The 19,541-nt window shown below is 70.7% G+C and carries 16 protein-coding genes; 3 read left to right on the top strand and 13 right to left on the bottom strand.

Going from position 1 to position 19,541, the window contains the following annotated elements; translation table 11 throughout:
* The first annotated feature begins 131 nt into the window (after positions 1–131).
* Positions 132–779, top strand: coding sequence for a DUF305 domain-containing protein (locus tag ACGFNN_RS06225; protein WP_362543788.1), 648 nt, complete (start codon positions 132–134; stop codon positions 777–779).
* Positions 780–857: 78 nt separating this feature from the next.
* Here ACGFNN_RS06225 and ACGFNN_RS06220 read toward each other — a convergent pair whose 3' ends face one another.
* From ACGFNN_RS06220 to ACGFNN_RS06165, 12 genes are all read right to left on the bottom strand, one after another.
* A complete protein-coding gene (locus ACGFNN_RS06220; protein ID WP_362543185.1) occupies positions 858–1,205 on the bottom strand; it encodes a helix-turn-helix transcriptional regulator in 348 nt (115 codons plus the stop codon).
* Positions 1,206–1,256: 51 nt separating this feature from the next.
* Entirely contained in the window at positions 1,257–1,985 is a 729-nt protein-coding gene (locus ACGFNN_RS06215; RefSeq protein ID WP_393553460.1) for a class I SAM-dependent methyltransferase, read from the bottom strand.
* 29 nt (positions 1,986–2,014) lie between these two features.
* Positions 2,015–3,115: an NADH:flavin oxidoreductase/NADH oxidase gene (locus ACGFNN_RS06210; RefSeq protein WP_393553458.1), complete on the bottom strand. Its 1,101-nt coding sequence runs from the start codon at positions 3,113–3,115 to the stop codon at positions 2,015–2,017.
* A gap of 134 nt (positions 3,116–3,249) precedes the next feature.
* A complete protein-coding gene (locus ACGFNN_RS06205; protein ID WP_393553456.1) occupies positions 3,250–3,654 on the bottom strand; it encodes a hypothetical protein in 405 nt (134 codons plus the stop codon).
* 28 nt (positions 3,655–3,682) lie between these two features.
* Positions 3,683–6,868 (bottom strand): glycosyl hydrolase 115 family protein, encoded by a 3,186-nt coding sequence (locus ACGFNN_RS06200; protein ID WP_393553454.1) that lies wholly within the window; start codon positions 6,866–6,868, stop codon positions 3,683–3,685.
* An 83-nt stretch (positions 6,869–6,951) separates the two neighbouring features.
* Positions 6,952–8,490 (bottom strand): sodium:solute symporter family protein, encoded by a 1,539-nt coding sequence (locus tag ACGFNN_RS06195; RefSeq protein ID WP_393553452.1) that lies wholly within the window; start codon positions 8,488–8,490, stop codon positions 6,952–6,954.
* Between the two features lie 52 nt (positions 8,491–8,542).
* Complete coding sequence (locus ACGFNN_RS06190; RefSeq protein WP_393553450.1) at positions 8,543–9,811, bottom strand: glucarate dehydratase family protein; 1,269 nt, start codon at positions 9,809–9,811, stop codon at positions 8,543–8,545.
* 35 nt (positions 9,812–9,846) lie between these two features.
* The gene (locus ACGFNN_RS06185; protein WP_393553448.1) at positions 9,847–10,947 is read right to left on the bottom strand and encodes an endo-1,4-beta-xylanase; all 1,101 of its coding nucleotides are present in this window, start codon (positions 10,945–10,947) and stop codon (positions 9,847–9,849) included.
* 126 nt (positions 10,948–11,073) lie between these two features.
* Entirely contained in the window at positions 11,074–13,473 is a 2,400-nt protein-coding gene (locus tag ACGFNN_RS06180) for a glycoside hydrolase family 3 N-terminal domain-containing protein (protein WP_393553446.1), read from the bottom strand.
* A 52-nt stretch (positions 13,474–13,525) separates the two neighbouring features.
* Positions 13,526–14,425, bottom strand: coding sequence for a carbohydrate ABC transporter permease (locus ACGFNN_RS06175; RefSeq protein ID WP_393553444.1), 900 nt, complete (start codon positions 14,423–14,425; stop codon positions 13,526–13,528).
* A 4-nt stretch (positions 14,426–14,429) separates the two neighbouring features.
* Positions 14,430–15,359: a carbohydrate ABC transporter permease gene (locus ACGFNN_RS06170; RefSeq protein WP_393553443.1), complete on the bottom strand. Its 930-nt coding sequence runs from the start codon at positions 15,357–15,359 to the stop codon at positions 14,430–14,432.
* A gap of 2 nt (positions 15,360–15,361) precedes the next feature.
* Positions 15,362–16,606 carry an extracellular solute-binding protein gene (locus tag ACGFNN_RS06165; protein WP_393554030.1) on the bottom strand — a complete coding sequence of 415 codons (1,245 nt, stop codon included), beginning with the start codon at positions 16,604–16,606 and terminating at the stop codon, positions 15,362–15,364.
* Between the two features lie 215 nt (positions 16,607–16,821).
* Here ACGFNN_RS06165 and ACGFNN_RS06160 point away from each other — a divergent pair, with 215 nt between their 5' ends.
* Entirely contained in the window at positions 16,822–17,880 is a 1,059-nt protein-coding gene (locus tag ACGFNN_RS06160) for a LacI family DNA-binding transcriptional regulator (protein WP_362672634.1), read from the top strand.
* Between the two features lie 120 nt (positions 17,881–18,000).
* On the top strand, positions 18,001–19,086 hold the full coding sequence (locus tag ACGFNN_RS06155) for a WD40/YVTN/BNR-like repeat-containing protein (protein ID WP_393553442.1): 1,086 nt from the start codon (positions 18,001–18,003) through the stop codon (positions 19,084–19,086).
* A gap of 37 nt (positions 19,087–19,123) precedes the next feature.
* Here ACGFNN_RS06155 and ACGFNN_RS06150 read toward each other — a convergent pair whose 3' ends face one another.
* Complete coding sequence (locus ACGFNN_RS06150) at positions 19,124–19,540, bottom strand: universal stress protein (protein WP_393553440.1); 417 nt, start codon at positions 19,538–19,540, stop codon at positions 19,124–19,126.
* Position 19,541: the final 1 nt, after the last annotated feature.

Below are 19,541 nucleotides of genomic sequence, written 5' to 3'. Positions count from 1 at the left end.
GAAGTATGGCCCCTTCCATGTACACACCAACAGATGGCAACAGAGACGTAATAAAAGTTTCCGATCACCGGCCGGTGGAAGTGTTGGGATGGTTGCGACACACTCATATGGCCATGGAGGTCGCCATGCTGATGCACCGTCGGACCACACTGCTGCGCGCGGCGGTGCTGCTCACGGCGGCGCTCGCCCTGGGCGGCTGCGACGGAGACGGTGGCGGCGCGGCCAAGGCCGGTGCGGACGACGGGCCCGCCGTCATCGCCCCGGGGAAGCCCGGCGAGCCGGCGAGGAAGCTGTCGGCCGAGGAGGCTGCGAAGGAGGCCGGGGACGACACCCCCAACTCCGCCGACTTCCGCTACGCCTCGATGATGATCGAGCACCACCGGCAGGCGCTGGTGCTCACCGCCCTGGTCCCGGACCGGGCGGCCTCCTCATCGGTCGAGCGTCTGGCGAAGCGCATCTCGGCCGCTCAGAAGCCGGAGATCGGCGCCATGGAGGGCTGGCTGAAGAACAACGGGGGCGAGGACCGCGCACGGGAGCACGACCACTCCACCATGCCCGGAATGGCCACCGACGAGCAGATCGAGAAGCTGCGCGACTCGCGGGGCAAGGCCTTCGACCAGCTGTTCCTGGAGCTGATGATCACCCATCATCAGGGCGCGGTCACCATGGCCACCGAGGCCCTCGCGGACGGCAACAACGTCCTGGTGGAGGAGATGGCCAACGACGTCGTCGCCCAGCAGACCGTCGAGATCGAACGGATGCGTGGGCTGCTGCCCTGACGAACGCGCGGTGAACGCGAGCGAGTGGACAGACAGTTGCGCGGCGCTCCGTTCGGGAGCGTCCGCCTCCCCGGTGGGTCAGCTCTCGCCGAGACGCTCGGCCTGCAGCGCCGCTCCCCCGAGGACGCTGTCCAGCAGCCCGGGGAAGAGTGCGTCCAGGTCATCGGCGCGGACACAGCTCAGTTTCGCCGTGCCCCGGTAGAACTGGGTGATCACACCGTTCTCACGGAGCACCCTGAAGTGATGGGTGGTGGTGGACTTGGACACCGGAAGGTCGAAGCGGGAGCATGCCTGCTCGTCGTCCGCGTCGGCGAGCTGACGCACGATCCGGAGCCTGACGGGGTCCGAGAGCGCGTGCAGCACGCCCTCGACGCGGATCTCCTCACGTGAGGGATGCGCGAGCACGCGAGCTGCATTCGACGTCACGATGGCTCCAGTCCGTACCGGGAGCTTCATTGTACGAGAGTCGTCGTAGTTTTATCCACGGCCCGCCACGACCAGACGCGCCCGGGGGCTGCCGTCCCGCCTGCGGCCGAGGACCTCCAGGGGCAGCAGCCGCACGGTGAATCCGGTCCGCACGAGGTCGTCGACCACACCGGCGAGGGGAAACGTGCGGTAGTACATGACGAAGGGCGGGCGCCACACGGTGTTGCGCACGCGCATCGCCAGGTCGAAGCCGAGCAGTGACCAGTAGGCGCGTGAACCCACCGGCGGCGGCGCGCCCACCGGGAAGGCGAAGACCCCGCCCGGCCGCAGCGCGTCGTACACCTGGCGGAATAGCACGGGGCGTTCGTCCGGCAGGAAGTGACCGAACGCCCCGAAGCTCAGGGCCAGATCGAAGGCGGCCCGGAAGGGCAGGGCCCGGGCGTCCGCACGGATCCAGTCCACCGGGGGCCCTCCCCCGGCCCTCAGGTGCGCGGCGCTTGCCACGTCGAGCATGCCGGCGCTGAAGTCGACTCCGGTCACCCGCTCCCGGCACAGCCCGCGCAGGACGCCCACGCCCGCCCCGGTGCCGCAGCAGACGTCCAGCCCCCGGTCGAAGGGCCCGAGGGGCCGGACCGCGTCGGCGACCGCGTCCAGCACCCGGGCGGGCGTCCGGTAGGGCGTCAGGTCGAACTTCGGGGCGAGCAGGTCGTAGCCGCGCATCGTCGAGGAGAGCGCCTGGACGGCCAGTTCGCGGAGCGTGGGGCCCTGAGGAGTGAACATCGCCGCTCAGCGTACCCACAGGGCCGGTGTCACACGGCGTAGCCGTACTGTTCCGGTACGGCGACCTCGCCGCCGAGCGCGCGTGCGGCGTTGCGGGCGAAGTAGGGATCGCGCAGCAGTTCGCGGCCGAGCAGGACGGCGTCGGCGCTGCCGTCGGCGAGGATCTTCTCGGCCTGGACGGGGTCGGTGATCAGCCCCACCGCGGCGACGGGAAGACCGGCCTCGGTCCGCACCCTCTCGGCGAACGGGACCTGGTAGCCGGGCCCCACGGGGATCCGGGCCTTCGGCGCGAGTCCGCCGGTCGAGACGTCCAGCAGGTCGACGCCGTGGGCGAGGAGGCTGTGGGCGAAGCGGACCGTGTCGTCGCCGGTCCACCCCTCGCGGGGGTCGTCCTCGTTCTCGGTCAGCCAGTCGGTGGCGGAGATGCGGAAGAAGAGCGGGAGTTCCTCCGGCCAGACCTCGCGTACGGCGTCGACGACATCGAGGGCCAGGCGGGTGCGGTTCTCGAAGGAGCCGCCGTAGGCGTCGGTGCGGTGGTTGCTGTGCGGGGAGAGGAACTGTCCGATGAGGTAGCCGTGCGCCCCGTGGATCTCGGCGACGCGGAAACCCGCGTCGAGCGCACGGCGCGCGGCGTCGGCGAACTGCCGCACGACCTCCTGGATCTCCTCTGTGCTCAGCTCGTGGGGCACGGTGTGGCCGTCGTCGTACGCCAGGGCGCTCGGGGCCACCGGCTGCCAGCCCTCGGGATCGTCGGTACCGACGGGCGACCCGCCGAGCCAGGGGCGGCCGGTCGACGCCTTCCGCCCGGCGTGTGCGAGCTGGATCGCCGGCACGGTGCCCTGGGAGGCGAGGAACTCGGTGATCGGGCGGAACGCCTCCACCTGTCGGTCGTTCCAGATCCCGAGGTCCGCGGCGCTGATCCGGCCCTCCGGACTGACGGCGGTCGCCTCCACCAGGACGAGGCCGGTGCCGCCGGCCGCGCGGGAGGCGTAGTGCGTGAAGTGCCAGTCGTTCGGCGCACCCGTGTCGGGGCCGGTCGTCGCCGCGCTGTACTGGCACATGGGGGCCATCCAGATGCGGTTGGGGACGGACAGCGACCGCAGGGCGTAGGGCTCGAACAGTGCACTCACGGGGGACTCCGGTTCCTCGGGACACGGCGGGCGGCGTGGCCGGGCCCCCGGCCACGCTCGTACGATGTTCACCGTACTACGAAAACTACCGTACTACGGTGAACGTCGAATTACGAGGGCGCCTCCGGGCCCGCTCACCCTCCGGGCAGCGGCCGGCGTCTCAGCCGGATCGCCGCGTCGGCCTCGTACGTCTGACTCCAGCTCCGCCCTCCCCCCGAGGTCCAGGTCACCTGGACGCCCGCCCCGTCCACCCGGACGTCCTCCACCGTCATCAGGCGCTCCCCGTCACGGACGTCGCCTCGCATCAGGGCGCGCGCCTCGACCGTGACGGGCCCCGACGAGCGGGCGAGCTCCGCCTCGGCGGCGGCCGAGGTGAGCGCCGCGGCCAGTTCCCTGGCCGCGGCCGGAGAGCAGGACCAGGAGGCCGGCCCCGCCGCTCCCCCGAGCAGCAGCGCGACCTGGGCAGGGCCGTCCGCAGGGCCGGGCAGGGCTCCCAGCGTCCCCCCGCGCCCGTCCGTGTCCCTGATCTCGATACCCATCGCCCGCCGCCTCCTCGTCCCGCTCCGGTCAGCTCAGCCGGAGGCTCTCCGGCGGGCCCAGGTAGCTGGGCTTGAGACCGCCGGTGTCGACCACGAGGTTCTGGAGTACCACCGTCGGGTCGACCATCCAGAATTTCAGCACATAAAGGCCCGGTCGGCCGATGCGGTGCACGGTGCTGGTGCGGTTGACGTTGTCGGAGGTGTTGCGGGCCCACTGGATGTTCATGGTCCCGTCATCGGCGCCCGTGACCCGGGTGATGTCGACGGACTGCGGCGCCTCGTCGTCGAAGGAGACCGCGTAGGTCAGTCCGTCGGTCGTCAAGGCGTTGTTGCGGGGCGACAGATGGGCCCATACCGTGACAGGTCCGGTCGTGAACAGGCTCACCCGGTACTCCAGCCTGGGCGCGCTGCCGCCCGGCACCTGTCGCGAGGCGGTGACCGGGAAGGGCTCCATGCCCGCTCCGGTGCGCCCGATGCCGGGTATGCGTCGCCAGGAGATCCCGTCGCGGCCGACCGCGCGGTGGAAGTGGTCGGCCTCGACGGAGACGTAACCGTTCGCCTCGACGAACCCCTGGAGCCTCGACCGCTCCAGGGACGGGCGGTCCACCACGGCCCGGACGACGACCTCGCCACCCGCGCCGGAGACGGTGACGGGCACTTCCGTCACCCCCCGGGGCGCGCGGGACCAGTCGACGCGGAAGGTCACCCGGGTCTGGGCCTCCACCCGCCCCCGGGTGCGGTCGGCGATCAGCCAGGGAGCGCCGGTGCGGACGCGGAAGTCGAAGGGCTCGGTACCCCGGTTGAAGACCTCGACGTACTGTGCGGGCTGGCTCTGGTACGGGCTGAAGACGGGCAGCACCGCGTCCTCGGCCGCGCCCTCACCCGCCGGCCACCAGGCACCGGAACCGTCTACGGCCACACCCATCTCGGCCTTGCGCGGGAGCTCGATGCGCCGCACGGCGGGGAAGATCTCGTCGGGGATCGCCACGTTGTCCCGTTCGGGCTGCTGCCAGGGGGCGTTGGGGCCGTAGCGCTCGACATCGCCGTACCCGATGTGCGGCTGGCTCTGGAACCCCTTCCACTTCCCGTCGGCCACCTCGGTGTCGAAGCGCCGGGCGAGAGCGAAGTCCTCCGCGAGACCGGCCTCCGCGTCGGCCGCCAGCCGGTTCGTGAGGGCGCGGCCCTGGGGTGCGTAGTGCAGGTTGGTGAACTCGGCCTCCCGCAGGGCGTAGAGATTGGCGGTCGCGCGCACGGCGTAGCCGACGAGTTCGTACCAGGCGTCCTGGGCGGAGGCGGGCAGCACACGGCGGACACGCTCGGCGGCCGCGGCGAGACGCTGCCAGTCCTCGGTGACCCGCTCCAGTTCCCGGTAGTCCACGATGCTGAACGGGGTGGCCTTGTCGTCGTACACCACGGCCGAGGAGTCGGTGGCCGGGTCCTTGGCGGGGTCCAGCGTGATCTTCCGGTTGAGCAGTTCGGGCTTGCGGCGCGACTGGAGCCGGGCGTACGTGCGCAGGATCTCGGCGATCTCCGCGGCATGCCGCTCACCGAAGTTCTGGGCGGCGTAACGCTCTTCCCACTCGGGCAGGGCATCCAGGGGCCATCGGTCGGGGTTCCAGGCGTACTCCAGGAAGAACTGGGTGGGAAGTTCGTTGCCCTTGAGGTCCCCCACGTTGGTGACCCAGAGACCACGGTTTCCGTAGGCCGCGCTCTGGTGCAGCTGGTCCCACATGTTGGGGAGTGAAGTGGTGTCCACCCACTTGTAGTTGCGGCCCACTCCCACGTAGTCGAAGTGGTAGTACAGCCCGTAGCCGCCGCCCCGCGGGTCGTTCTCCAGGTCGGGCAGCTTGCGGACGTTGGCCCAGTTGTCGTCGGTGAGGACGACGGTGATGTCGTCCGGGACCCGCAGTCCGCGGTCCCAGTAGTGCTGGACCTCCTTGTAGAGCGTCCACACCTGGGGGACCGCGTCCGGCGCCCCGAGCTCCTCGTCGATGATCTGCCGCTGGGTGGCGATGATCTCCGTCATCAGCTCGATGCCGTCGCCGTCGGGCAGGCTGACGTCACCGTTGCCGCGCATGCCGACGGTGACCACGCCCTCGAAGTCCTGCTCGGCCATCCGGCGGACACCTTCGCGCCAGTAGGCCTTGATGGCTTCGGCGTTGCGGCGGAAGGACCACTCGCCGGTGCCGCCGTAGGGGTCGTGCCCCGGCTTCGTGATGTTGCCCGCGCTGTCACGTACCGCGGCGACGGCGTGGCGGTTCCACTCCTCGATGCCCCGCATCATGGGCGCCTCGTGCGAGGTCCCCATCACGACGCCGTAGGCCTTCGCGGTGGCGTGGTTCTCCGGGTCGTCCTCGGCGAAGGCCCGGCCCCAGACCGCCGGCCAGAGGTAGTTGGCCTTCAGCCGCAGCATCACCTCGAAGACCTTCGCGTAGAAGGCGGCGTTGAACCCGCCCTCGAATCCGGGCGCCTTGCCGGAGCCGAAGAACGCCGGCGCCCAGGTGCCGAGCGCCGGGTTCTCGTCGTTGATGAAGAACCCGCGGTACTTCACCGCGGGGGTGCCCTGGCTGTGCAGCCCCGGCAGGACGTACAGCGCGTCGCGGCGGACGGGGAGGACGTCGTCCCACCAGTACCAGGGCGAGACCCCGATGCCCCGGGAGACGTCGTACGCGCCGAAGATCGTGCCGCGCTGGTCGCTTCCGGCGATGACGAACGCGCGGTCCACCCCCGGGAAAGGCCTCTCCACGACGGTCTGCAGGCTGGTCTCCCACTTGCCCGCGACACCCGAGGCCCTGAGCCGGCCCGAGGCGATCAGGCCGTCGATCAGCGGGCTGCGGCCGATGGTGCCGATCAGGACGATCTCACGGCCTCGCGGCGTCGCGTCCCGCGAGAGGGCCGGCCGGACACCGGTGACGCGCTCGATGTCGTCCCTGAGGTCACCCGCGACCCGCACCACACCGGGCCAGTCCTTGTCGCTGACCACGAGCGGGGCGGCACGCCCGCTCCTGACCAGGGGGAACGCGCCGGTCCTCGGTGTGAACGAGATATAGGCGCCCGGGTCGCCGGGCCGGGGCGAGGACGGGCCCCCGGAGCCCGCCGGCGTCGCGGCCGCCTCACCGGCCAGCCCCATCAGTGAGCCGAGCGGCGTCGTCGCGAGTGCGGTGGCCCCGAGACCGGCGCCGAGGACCGTTCTGCGGCTGGTGTGCTTGTCCATGCTGCTCCCCATTTTGTTCACACACATGACAAATTGGACGGGCGTGAGCCCCTGACAGATTTCGGTGCGCGGGCCGCGAGAGTTCAGTCGGGGACACCCGGCGCCGCGGCGGGGGCCGGGCGGGCGGAGGCGGTCGCCGCCTCGCCGTCGCCGGAGGACGGGGTCAGGGCGGCCACGATCGCGTCCGCGGTGTCGTCGGGCTCCGGGGCGACCAAGCCGACGACGACGTACACCACCAGGGAGGTCGCCAGCGGCGTGACGATCACCAGCGTCTGGTCCGCGCTGTCGAGCACGAACTTCACCAGGAGGTACCCCAGCAGGCCCAGCGCCCAGGAGGACAGCGCGGCCCGCGGCCCGAACCGGCGGAAGGCGGCCAGCAGCCCCAGCAGCATCGGGATCGATATCGGTCCCATCACCGCCGCGACCAGTCCGACGATGATGCCCAGCACCCCGCCGAAGTGGTCGGCCTCGATCGCGACGATCATGCTGACGCTGATGAAGACGACGGTGCACACCCGGGCGACGAACAGTCCGGTGGCGGGTGGCAGGTCGCGCGCCCGGCGGACCACGGCGGGAATGATGTCGCGGGTGACGACCGCGGAGACCGCGTTCGCGTCGGAGGAGGCCATCGCCATGGTGTGGGAGAACATCCCGGCCAGCGTCAGCCCGACGAGCCCGGCCGGGAGGTACGACTCCGACATGAGCGCGTACACCTTCTCGGGGTCCGTGATGCCCGGCATCAGGACCGCGGCGGCGACGGGCGGGAAGAGCAGCACGGCCGGCCAGATCACGTAGAGCAGGGCGGAGAGCCCGGCCGAACGGCGTGCCGCCTTCGGGGAGTCCGTGGCCATGTACCGCTGGGCCAGGTTCCACATCCCGCCGTTGTACTCGAAGAGCTTCACGATGACGTACGCCCCGAGGAAGGTCGCGGTGTACGGGCCGACCAACGGCTGCGCGTGGCCCTCGGGAAGCCTGTCCCAGAGGGTGCCCAGGCCCGCGGGGCCGTCGCCGAGGCGGTCCAGCACTACCCAGAGCATGGCGAGAGCGGCGGCGCCCTGGACGACGAACTGGCCGAAGTCGGTGAGCGCGTCGGCCCACAGCCCGCCGACCGTGCAGTAGAGGAGGGTGACGATGCCGGTGATCAGGATGCCGGCGGTCATCGACATGCCGGTGAACACGTTGAGCAGCACGGCCACCGACGCCCACTTCGCGGCCACGTCGAACACCTTGAGCAGCGCCCCGCTCCAGGCGAGGGCCTGCTGGGTGGGCACGTTGTAGCGCTTGGCGAGGTACTCCAGGGGTGACGCCACCGCGTAGCGCTGCCGGAGCCGCTGCCAGCGCGGGGCGAAGAGCCAGGCGCCCACCGCGGTGCCGAAGGCGAGGGGCAGGAAGGCCCAGACGTAGACGGTGATGCCGTAGCTGTAGGCGATGGCGGCGTAGGCGACGAAGACCGCCGCGCTGTACCCGGACATGTGGTGCGAGATGCCGGAGAGCCACCAGGGCATCCGGCCGCCCCCGGTGAAGTAGTCGCTCACGTCGCCGACTCGGCGGTGCGACCAGAGGCCGATGAGCAGCATCACCAGGAAATAGCCGCACAGGGCGGCCCAGTCGAGCGGGGCCATCAGAACTCCTCGGTGTACGTGTCCGCGGGCGGCCGGTCGTGGACCGGCGGCGTCACCAGCGGGGCGTCTTCTTCTCGTAGGTGGGGTCGATCCGCCGCATGTAGCCGGTGTCGTCCCGGTCGCGCAGTCCGCACGAGATGTACTGCTCGTGGAGGCGGGCCAGGGCGTCCCGGTCGAGTTCGACGCCGAGTCCGGGGCCGCGAGGCACACGAACCGCTCCGTCGGCGAAGGTGAGAGCCCCGGGGACGACGACCTCCTCGGTCTTCCACGGCCAGTGGGTGTCGCAGGCGTATGTGAGGTTCGGCGTGGCCGCCGCGAGGTGGGTCATCGCGGCCAGGCTGATGCCCAGGTGCGAGTTGGAGTGCATGGACAGGCCCATGCCGAAGGTCTCGCAGATCCCTGAGAGCAGCCCGGAGCGCCGCAGCCCTCCCCAGTAGTGGTGGTCCGAGAGCACGATCCGGACCGAGCCCTTCTCCACCGCGGGCGCCAGGTGGTCGAAGGCGACGACGCACATGTTGGTGGCGAGCGGGATCTCCGTCTCCCGGGCCACCGCGGCCATGGCGTCGAGCCCGGGTGCGGGGTCCTCCAGGTATTCGAGGACGCCCTCCAGCCGGCGGGCCACCCGGACCGATGTGGCCACGCTCCAGGCCGCGTTGGGGTCGAGTCGCAGCGGTGTGCCGGGGAAGGCCTCGCGCAGGGCGAGCACCGCCTCGATCTCCTCCTCCGGCGGCCGGACCCCGCCCTTCAGCTTGATGGCCGAGAATCCGTAGCTCTCGGTCATGCGCCGCGCCTGGACGACGATGCCGTCCGGGTCCAGGGCTTCACCCCAGTCGTCGGGCTCCGCGCCGGGGTGCCCGGCCCACTTGTAGAAGAGATAGGCGCTGAAGGGGACCCGGTCGCGTACCGCGCCCCCCAGCAGATCGCTTACGGGACGTCCGGCGGCTTTCCCCTGGATGTCGAGGCAGGCGACCTCGAACGGGGAGAAGACCCGGTCGACGGTGCTGCTTGTGGTGATCATCCCGGTGAGGCCGGTCCCTCCGGATCCGTCGTCGTCGGCCAGCGCCTGGGCCACCTTGCGGTGCATGGCGCCGAGTCCGTACACGTCCATGCCGGTGAGGGCGTCGGCGGCGGCGCGCAGGCGGCGCAGATGCCCGTCGTCCGCGTACGTCTCGCCGAGTCCCACGAGGCCGTCGCCGGTGTCCACCTCCACGATCGCCCGCAGGGCGAAGGGTTCGTGCAGGCCGACCGCGTTCAGCAGCGCCGGGTCCTTGAAGGCGACCGGAGTGATGCGCACTCCGGTGATCCGGAGGTTCGTCGCCATGGTGTCTCTTCCGTGCCGGTGTGGTGGAGGGGCGGTCAGTGCCGGCCGGCGGCGAGGGTCAGGGTCTGACGCAGGGTGCCGTAGGCGGGCTTGGGGACGTACGTCTCGTCGAAAATGTTGGCCGCGCCCTCGCCCGGGAAGGTGTCGGGGACCCAGGAGTAGGCGTCGGTGAAGCCCCAGACGGTGAAGTCGTTGCAGCCGGGGGTGAGGAGGCAGCCGCGGAGCAGGACGCCGTACCCCTCGGCCTGTGCCTCCAGCTTCGTGCTGTCGGCCGGCATGGGGATCCGTACGTCCGCCTCGGTGATCGCCGTCTCCAGGCCCAGGCGGTCGAAGCGCAGCATGTTGTCGGCGATGTCGTGCGGAGCGCTGTACTGCACCGCCAGGTGGCCCTGGATGCCGACGCCGTGGACGGGCACGCGCTGTTTGCGCAGCTGGGTCACCAGCGCGTACAGGGCGGAGCTCTTCGCGTTGACGCCCTCGATGTTGTAGTCGTTGATGAACAGCCGGGCCTTCGGGTCCGCCTGGTGGGCCCAGCGGAAGGCGTCCGCGATGTAGCCGGGGCCGAGCTTCCGCAGCCAGATGCTGTCCCGCATCGTCCCGTCGTCGTCGAAGGCCTCGTTGACGACGTCCCACTGCCAGATCCGCCCCTTGAAGTGGGTGACCTGGTCGGTGATGTGCCGGTGGAGGATCTCGCGCAGTTCCTTCGGGGTGAAGTCGCCCTCGTTCAGCCAGGCGGGGAGCTGGTTGTGCCAGACCAGGGTGTGGCCCCGGACCAGTTGCCCGTTCTTCCTGGCGAAGTCGACGAGCCCGTCGGCCGCGGCCCAGTCGTAGGTCCCCCGCTCGGGCTCCACCGCCTCCCACTTCATGACGTTCTCCGGGGTGACGGAGGAGAACTCCTTCGCGACTCCGGCCCGGTAGGGCGCGTCGTCCGCCAGGGCTGAGGTGTTGACGGCGGTGCCGACCCGCAGACCGGCCTTCAGGCCGAGCGCGCCGAGGGTGCCGGGGGCCGTGTTCGGTGCCTTGCCCCCGTGCCGGACCGGGCCGCCGGTCGCGGCGTCCGCGCTGGAGAGGGCGAACGCCGAGAGGAGCAGCGCGGCGGCGGTACCCACCGCCATCGAGCGAGTTGCCTTGAGCATGACAGATGCCTTTCCGTGGTGGCACATGGACACGGAACCGCCCGCGGAGCAGCCGGGAGCGGCGTTCGAAAGTTTCGGTACCGCCCCGCGCACCCCCGGCAGGAGTACGCGGGGCGGACCGCGGGATCAGGTCCGCGCGAGTGGCGCGTCGACCGAGGGGACGCAGACCATGCGCCTCCGGTGGTCGACCGTGCGCTCCCGGCCGGTGAGGCGCAGCCGCACGGTGTGCTTGGCGTCGGCCACGTCGCTCGACGTGGCGAACCGCAGTTCCAGGTCGCCCGGCTCGACGATCCGGTGTCCCGCCGCACCCGTGAAGGAGACCAGGTCCGGGTGGAACCGGAAGCTGACTCTCCGGGACTCCCCTGCGGCGAGCGGCACCCGCGCGTATCCGATCAGGCGCGCCTCGGGGCGCGTGGTCTGGGCGACGGGGTCGTGGGCGTACAGCTGGACCACCTCCGCCCCGTCGCGGTCGCCGGTGTTGCGGACCGTCACCGCGAGGTCCGTCTCCTCGTCGGTGCCGAGCTCGGACGGCACATCGCCGTCGCCCTCCCACGCGAACGAGGTGTAGGAGAGCCCGTGACCGAACGGGTAGAGGGGCGTCGGGTCGAGATTGCTCACACCGCTCGTCCGGCCGAGCGGCGGCTGGAGATACGTCCAGGGCTGCCCCCCGGTGCCGTTCGGCACCCCCACGGGCAGACGGCCCGACGGGTTGACGCGCCCGGACAGCACACCCGCGAGCGCCGGACCGCCCTCCTCGCCGGGGAAGAACGCCTGCACACAGCCGGCCAGCCGGTCCGCCCGGCTGCCAAGGGCGTACGTACGCCCCGTCAGGAGCACCAGGACGACGGGGGTCCCGGTGGCGAGCAGGGCGTCCAGGAGTTCGCCCTGCAGTCCGGGCAGTGCGAGGTCCTCGACGTCGCAGCCCTCGCCCGAGGTGCCGCGCCCGAAGAGTCCGGCCCGGTCACCGAGGACGGCCACGCAGACGTCGGCGCCCGCGGCCAGCGCGGCGGCGGCACCGATCCCCTCGTCGTCCGTACCGTCCACGTCACAGCCCTGCGCGTAGTCGATGTCCGCGGCCGGGAACTCCTCGCGCAGCGCCTCCAGCACCGTGGGCACCGCGATGCCCATCGGTGTTCCGGGGTGCTGCACACCGACGTGGCTGGGGAAGGAGTAGCAGCCGAGCATGGCGAACGGGTCGTCCGCACGGGGTCCGACGACCGCTATCCGGCCCGTGCCGCGCAGCGGGAGCTCGTCCTCCGGGTTGGCCAGCAGGACACAGGAGCGTTCGGCGAGCAGCCGCGCGAGGGCACGGTTGCGCGGCGGGTCGAGGTCCACGGTGCCGCGCGCCTGATCCGGGTCGGCGTCCGCCAGTACGGCCGGCAGCGGCCGGTCCCGGTCGAGCAGGCCGAGCTCGCACTTCTGCAGCAGGACCCGGCGCAGGGCCCGGTCCACGAGTTCCTCGGCCACGGCTCCCTCGCGTACGGCCTCGACCAGTGCGTCGCCGTAGCTGCGGACGGTCGGGAGCTCCACGTCGACGCCTGCCGTCAGCGCCAGTCGGGCCGCGTCGCCTCGGCCCGTGGCCACCTTGTGCAGGGTCTCCAGGAAGCCGATGCCGAAGTAGTCGGCGACGACCGTGCCCGTGAATCCCCACGTGTCGCGGAGAAGCCCGGTGAGCAGCGCAGGGTCGGCCGCCACCGGGACCCCGTCGATCTCGGCGTACGAGTGCATCACCGAGCGGACGCCGGCCTCACGGACCGCCATCTCGAAGGGCGGGAGGATCACGTCCGCCATCTCCCGGGCCCCCGCCCTGACCGGGGCGAGGTTGCGGGCCCCCGCGGACGCCGAGTAGCCCGCGAAGTGCTTGAGGGTGGCGATGACGCCGGCGGACTCCAGGCCCTTGACGTAGGCCGTGGCGATGGTGCCCACGAGGTAGGGGTCCTCGCCGATGGTCTCCTCGACGCGGCCCCAGCGCAGGTCCCGTACGACGTCCAGTACCGGGGCCAGTCCCTGGTGGATGCCGACGGACCGCATGTCGTCGCCGATCCGGTGCGCCACCTCGGCGACCAGCTCCGGGTCCCAGGCCGCGCCCCAGGCGAGGGGTACGGGATAGGCGGTGGCGCCCCAGGCGGTGAACCCGGCGAGACACTCCTCGTGGGCGATGGCCGGTATCCCGAAACGGCCGGCCTCGACGATCCGGGCTTGCGCCCTGGCCAGCGAGACGGCTCCGACGCCCGGGTCGACGGGCGCGGTTCCGAACGGCCGGGTCAGCTGGCCGAGTCCGCGGGTGGTGATGGCCTCGAAGTCGACCGGGTCGACCATGTCGTTCTGATGCGGGGCGACTCCGTCGCCCTCCGCGTCGGCTCCCACCCAGATTCCGTACAGCTGGGCGGCCTTCTCCTCTAGCGTCATCCGGGCAGCCAGATCGGCGACCCTCGCCTCCGGGGTGAGCGAGATGTCGCGCCACGGGCCGTCGACGGCGGAGGGCGGGTCGGCGGGACGGGCCTGCGGGACGGGCTGGATTGCCATGGCGGCAGGGGTTCCTCTCATGAGTGCGGTGGTCCGGGGCGGCGGGGGTCTCCTACTTGCCGCCCACCCCCATCAGTCCGTTGATCAGCGCCCGCCTGGCCACGAGGTAGACGGCGAAGATGGGTACGACGGAGAGGACGATGGCCGCCAGGACGGCGGGGATGTTCACGCCGAACTGGCTCATGAAGTTGAACAGTCCCAGCGTCAGGACACGCTGCTCCTCGGACTGGGTCAGGATCAGCGGGAAGAGGAAGCCGTTCCACGCCTGCAGGGCGGAGAAGATCGCCACCGTGCTGATTCCGGCCTTGGAAAGCGGGACGGCCAGCTGCCAGAGCATGCGCCAGGGAGAGGCGCCGTCCAGAGCCATCGCCTCGTACATCTCCTCCGAGACGTCGCGCATGGTGCCGCTGAGCACCAGGACCGCCACCGGCATCGCGAAGGCGGCCGTCGGGAGGATGATGGCCCAGAGGGTGTCGTACAGCCCCATCTTGCCGATCATCAGGTAAAGGGGGACGATCACCGCCTGCGCCGGGATCGCCACGCCGAGCAGGAACGTCCGGAAGGCGAGGGACGAGAGCCGGCTGCGGGTGCGCACCGCCACGTACGCGACGGGCACCGAGAGCACCAGCACGATGGCGACCGTGGCGACCGCGACGATCGCGGTGTTCCCGATCAGCGACAGGAAACCGCTGTCCAGCACCGTCCGGTAGTTCTCGAACGTCGGGTCGGTGGGCACGGCCAGCGGATCGCCGTTCAGCGCCTGGTCCTGACGCATCAGGGACGCGGAGACCAGCGTGTACAGGGGCACCAGGACGATCAGGAGCCAGATCAGCGAACCGATGCCGGCGACCGGGTTGCCCAGGGGCCTGCGCCTGCGGACGGCGCGGATGTGGCGGGGCGCCGAGGTCTTCATCCGGCGCTGCGGCGCCTCGGGGCGGGTGTCGATCGACATCTCGTCACATACCTTCCCGGGTGGACCGCATGGCCCCGAAGCCGCTGAAACGGACCATGAGCAGCGAGATACTTGTGGCCACGACGACGAGAGCGGTGGCGATGGCCGCCGCGTAGCCGAGGTCGTAGGTCTGGAACCCGGTCCGGTACATCAGGTACGGCAGGATCGTGGTGTCCGTGCCGGGACCGCCCTTGGTCATGATCAGCACGGTGTCGAAGTACGTCAGCGAACCGACGATCATCAGCACCGACGAGGTGGTCATGGTGTGGCGCAGCTGCGGCAGGGTGATGTGGAAGAACTGCCGCACCATGCCCGCGCCGTCGATGGAGGCGGCCTGGTAGAGGACCTCCGGGATCTGCCGTGCTCCGCCCTGGTAGATCAGGGTGTGGAACGGCATGAACTGCCAGCCGCCGACGAAGGCGACCACGAGCAGCGCGCCGGTGGAGGACCCCATGACGTTGGGGTCGATGCCGATCCAGGGTCCGATCGTCTGGATCACGCCGAAGTTGGGGTCCAGCAGGGCGTGGAAGAGCATCGCGATGGCAGTGGTGGAGAGCAGCAGCGGGATGAAGAAGATCGCGGACAGGAACGCCCGGCTGCGCTGGCGGCCCGCCGCCCAGACGCCGAGCAGCAGGGCCACCGGGGTCTGGAAGACCCAGCTGATCGTGGTGAGCAGGAGGCTGAGCCACGCGGCCTGGCCGAACTCCGAGTCCTTGAAGAGCCTGGTCCAGTTGTCCAGGCCGGTCAGGACCGGGGAGTCGAGCCCGTCCCACGTGCAGAACGAGAGGTAGACGGCGATCGCCAGGGGGACGATCGCGAACACGACGAAGAAGAGGATGCCGGGGACTGCCCAGGCGACCGGCGGGCGGCCGACGTTGCCGACGGCCGCCTTCTGGTCTCCGTGCCTCTTCGCGACCGGAGTGTGGTGGGACATCGTTACTTCGCGGCCTTCATTGCTTCGACGAACTGCTCGGGGGTCGTCTTGCCGGCGAACAGCTTGCTGATCTCCGTGAGCAGTGGCGTGGCGTACTGGGCTTCGAGTGCCTGGTCCCACGAGAGGGTGAAGCTCGGGGCCTTCTGCACCATTTCGTACTGGTCGGTGGCGAACTGGGGGTTGGGGGAACCGCTCAGCATCGACGCGGCGTTGGAGGTGGTGGGTACGTCACCGTTGTCGACGAGGGCCTGCGCGTAGCTCTTCGACGCCATCGTCTTCAGGAAGGCGATCGCCTCGTCCTTGTGCTTGGTCCGGGCGTTCACCGACCAGTAGTTGGTCGGGTTGCCGACCACGTTCGCAGGGTCCCCCACACGTCCGGCCACGGTCGGGAAGCCGGTCCAGCCGAGGTCCTTCTTCGCGAACTCGGGGGCCTTGCCCAACTGGGTCGAGTACTCCCAGGAACCCATGAGGTGCATGGCGGCCTTGCCCTTGTTGAGCAGGGTCGGGGCTCCGCCGTTCCCGTAGTCGACGGAGTTGAAGTTCTTGCCGAAGGCACCCTCGTCGATGAGTTCCTTGACGGTCTGCGCCGTCTTGAGGACCGCCGGGTCGCCCCAGCCGTCGGTGTCGCCGTCCTGGATCCTCTTGAAGACCTCGGGGCCGCCGATCCGGTCCAGCAGGTACTCCATCCACATCAGTTCGGGCCACTTGTCCGAGCCACCGAGTGCGAAGGGGGTGATTCCGGCGGCCTTGAAGGTCTTGATGGCCCCCTGGAGGTCTTCCCAGGTCTTGGGCGGCTCGATCTTGTGCTCGGCGAAGAGCGCCTTGTTGTAGAAGAGCATCACGGGCTGCATGCCTCGCATGGGGACGCCGTAGACCTTCCCCTCGAGGCCTCCGGCCGCCATGATCGAGGGAAGGAATCCGTCCTTGAGAGTGGGGTCGTCGTTGACCGTCGACGTGAGATCCACCAGGTCCTTGGAGTCGACGTACGGCTTGATGGAACCGCCGCCCCAGTTGAAGAAGACGTCGGGCGCACTGGGGGATCCCATGGCGCTGCGCAGCTTGTTCACGTAGTCGGTGCCAGGGACCGACACCAGCTTGACCTTGACCTTGGAGGTCTTGTTGAAGGTGTCGACGGCGGCCTGCTGGACCTTGACCGCGTCGTCGCCGTAGACGTAGGCCGTGATGGTTCCGCTGTCGCTCCCGCCGCTCCCGGATCCGCAGCCGGCCAGCAGCCCGGCCATGGCCAGGGCCGCGCCGGCCGCGGCCCATCTCGTCGTACGTGTTCCCTGAGTGAATATCCCCGACCGCATGACCGCACCCTCTGTCGAATGTTTCGGCGTGGCTTTCGAATGTTGCCGGAACCGTACGGTCGTGTTTCGGGCCCGTCAAGAGGGCAGGAGCAAGGATTTACGAACCTTGCCCGGACGCGTGCGCCGGGCCGCAGTCGAGCTACGATTCGTGCATGAGCCCCGCAAAGGTCCAGCCCCAACAGGAGAAGGCGCCCGCCGACGAGCCTTCGGAGAGCACCGCCACGCTGGCGGAGATCGCCCGAGCCGCCGGTGTTTCGGCTCCGACAGTTTCGAAGGTTCTGAACGGCCGCGCCGATGTAGCCCCCGGTACGCGTACGAGGGTGGAGGAGCTGCTGCTGCGTCACGGCTACCGCCGCAGGCGTGGTGCCGCCCAGCAGTCGCAGCTCATCGACCTGGTCTTCCACGAGCTGGACAGCGCCTGGGCGATGGAGGTCGTCCGGGGCGTGGAGAACGTCGCACGGGAGGAAGGTCTGAGTCTGGTCCTCTCGGAGAGCGCCGGCCGGCTCACTCCCGGACAGACCTGGGTCGACGGCGTGCTGGCCCGCCGCCCCGCCGGGGTCATCCTCGTGCTGTCCGATCTCGACGCGGCGCAGCGGGCCCAGCTCACCAGCCGCTCCATCCCGTTCGTGGTCGTCGATCCCGCGGGGGACCCGGGCGACGACATCCCGTCGGTCGGGGCCGCCAACTGGCAGGGCGGTATCGCCGCCACACGCCATCTGACCGGCCTGGGCCACCGGCGGATCGGCGTCATCGGCGGACCGAGCCGGATGATGTGCAGCCGCGCCCGGCTGGACGGTTACCGCGCGGCCCTGGAGACGTCCGGCGTGCCGCTGGACCCGCGGCTCGTCCGGGAGGGCGAGTTCCACCACGAGGACGGCTACTCCGCGGCGCTCGAGCTGCTGCGTCTGCCGGACCGGCCCACCGCGATCTTCGCCGGCAACGACCTGCAGGCCCTCGGTGTCTACGAGGCGGCGCGGGAGCTGGGTCTGCGGATCCCCGAGGACCTGAGCGTGGTCGGCTTCGACGATCTGCCGCTGACCCGCTGGATCGGGCCGCCGCTCACGACCGTGCGTCAGCCGCTCATCGAGATGGCGGAGACGGCAGCGCGTCTGGTGCTCGACCTCGGCCGGGGAAAGCAGCCGGCGACCACCCGGGTCGACCTGGCGACGAGTCTGGTGGTCCGCAGCAGCACCGCGCCGCCCGCCGGCTGAGGGCGCCGCCGCCCGGTGACCGGCGATGACCGGGCGGACGCCGTCGTTACGGGCCGTTGTCGGTGGTGGAGTGCAGACTTACCCGTATCCGGCACGACGGCGTTTCGGGAGGTCCTTTCCATGACCGAAGTACTGCTCACCGTAGGCACCCGCAAAGGGCTGTTCATCGGCCGCAGGCGCGGCGGCACCTGGCAGTTCGGCGATCCGCAGTTCAACGCCCAGGCGATCTACTCCATCGCGATCGACACACGGACCCCCACACCGCGGCTGCTGGTGGGCGGCGACAGCGCCCACTGGGGCCCCTCGGTCTTCCACTCGGACGATCTCGGGGCCAGCTGGGTCGAGCCGAAACAGCCCGCCGTGAAGTTCCCGCAGTTCACGGACGCCTCGCTGGAGCGTGTCTGGCAGTTGCACCCCGCGGGCCCCGAGGCCCCCGACGTCGTCTACGCCGGCACGGAACCCGCTGCGCTGTTCCGCTCCGACGACCGCGGGGAGTCCTTCTCCCTGGTCCGTCCGCTCTGGGAGCACCCCACGCGCTCGGCCTGGGTGCCGGGCGGCGGCGGCGAGGGGCTGCACACCATCCTGACCGATTCGAGGGACGCCCGGGCGGTGACCGTCGCGGTCTCCACGGCCGGCGTCTTCCGCACCGAGGACGGCGGTGAGCGCTGGGAGCCCTCCAACAAGGGCGTCTCCGCGGTCTTCCTGCCGGACCCCGACCCGGAGTTCGGCCAGTGCGTCCACAAGGTCACCAGGGACGCCGCCGACCCCGACCGTCTCTACCTGCAGAACCACTGGGGCGTCTTCCGCAGTGACGACGGCGGCAGGCGCTGGAAGGACATCGGGGCGGGCCTGCCCTCCGACTTCGGGTTCGCCGCCGCGGCGCACCCGCACCGCGCGGACACCTTCTACGTCTTCCCGATCAACGCCGACGCCGACCGGGTCCCGGCCGGTCACCGCTGCCGGGTGTACCGCACCCGCGACGCCGGCGAGAGCTGGGAACCTCTCACCGAGGGCCTGCCGGACGGCGACCACTACGGCACCGTGCTGCGTGACGCCCTCTGCACGGACGACGCCGACCCGGCGGGGGTCTACTTCGGCAACCGCAACGGCGAGGTGTACGCGAGCGCGGACGACGGCGACACCTGGCAGCAGCTCGTCTCGCACCTGCCGGACGTGCTCTGCGTACGGGCCGCGGCACTCGGCTGACCGGGCGGGTACTGCCGCCCGGGTGCTCAGGGCGGTATCACTCCTCGGTCGGCACGCAGAGCACGGGGACCGTCGACAGGTGGAGGAGCTTGTGCGGGGTGGAGCCGAGCAACGCACCCCGCATCGGGCTCTCGCCCCAGCTGCCCACCACGATGACCCGTGCGGCGTGGCGCGACGCCGCCTCGATCAGCGCGTCGGAGGGCTTGAGGTCGATGACCTCCACGGTGGTCGCCACCCCGGCCTCCTCGGCCGCCGCGACCGCGTGCTCCAGCCCGGTGCGTCCGGCCTGCCGGATGGCCTCCTGGTGGGCGCGGTACTCCTCGCCGGTGAGCCCGGGGGCCGCCGCGCCGAAGACGAGGACGAGCCGCTCCTCGAAGGCGGACGCCACCTCGATGGCGATCCGCAGGGCGCGTGTGGCTCCCGGTGACTCGTCATAGCCGAGCACGACCGACATC

The organism is Streptomyces sp. NPDC048590, from assembly GCF_043199535.1.
Classification (GTDB): domain Bacteria; phylum Actinomycetota; class Actinomycetes; order Streptomycetales; family Streptomycetaceae; genus Streptomyces.
This window is presented reverse-complemented; position numbering and strand designations above follow the sequence as displayed.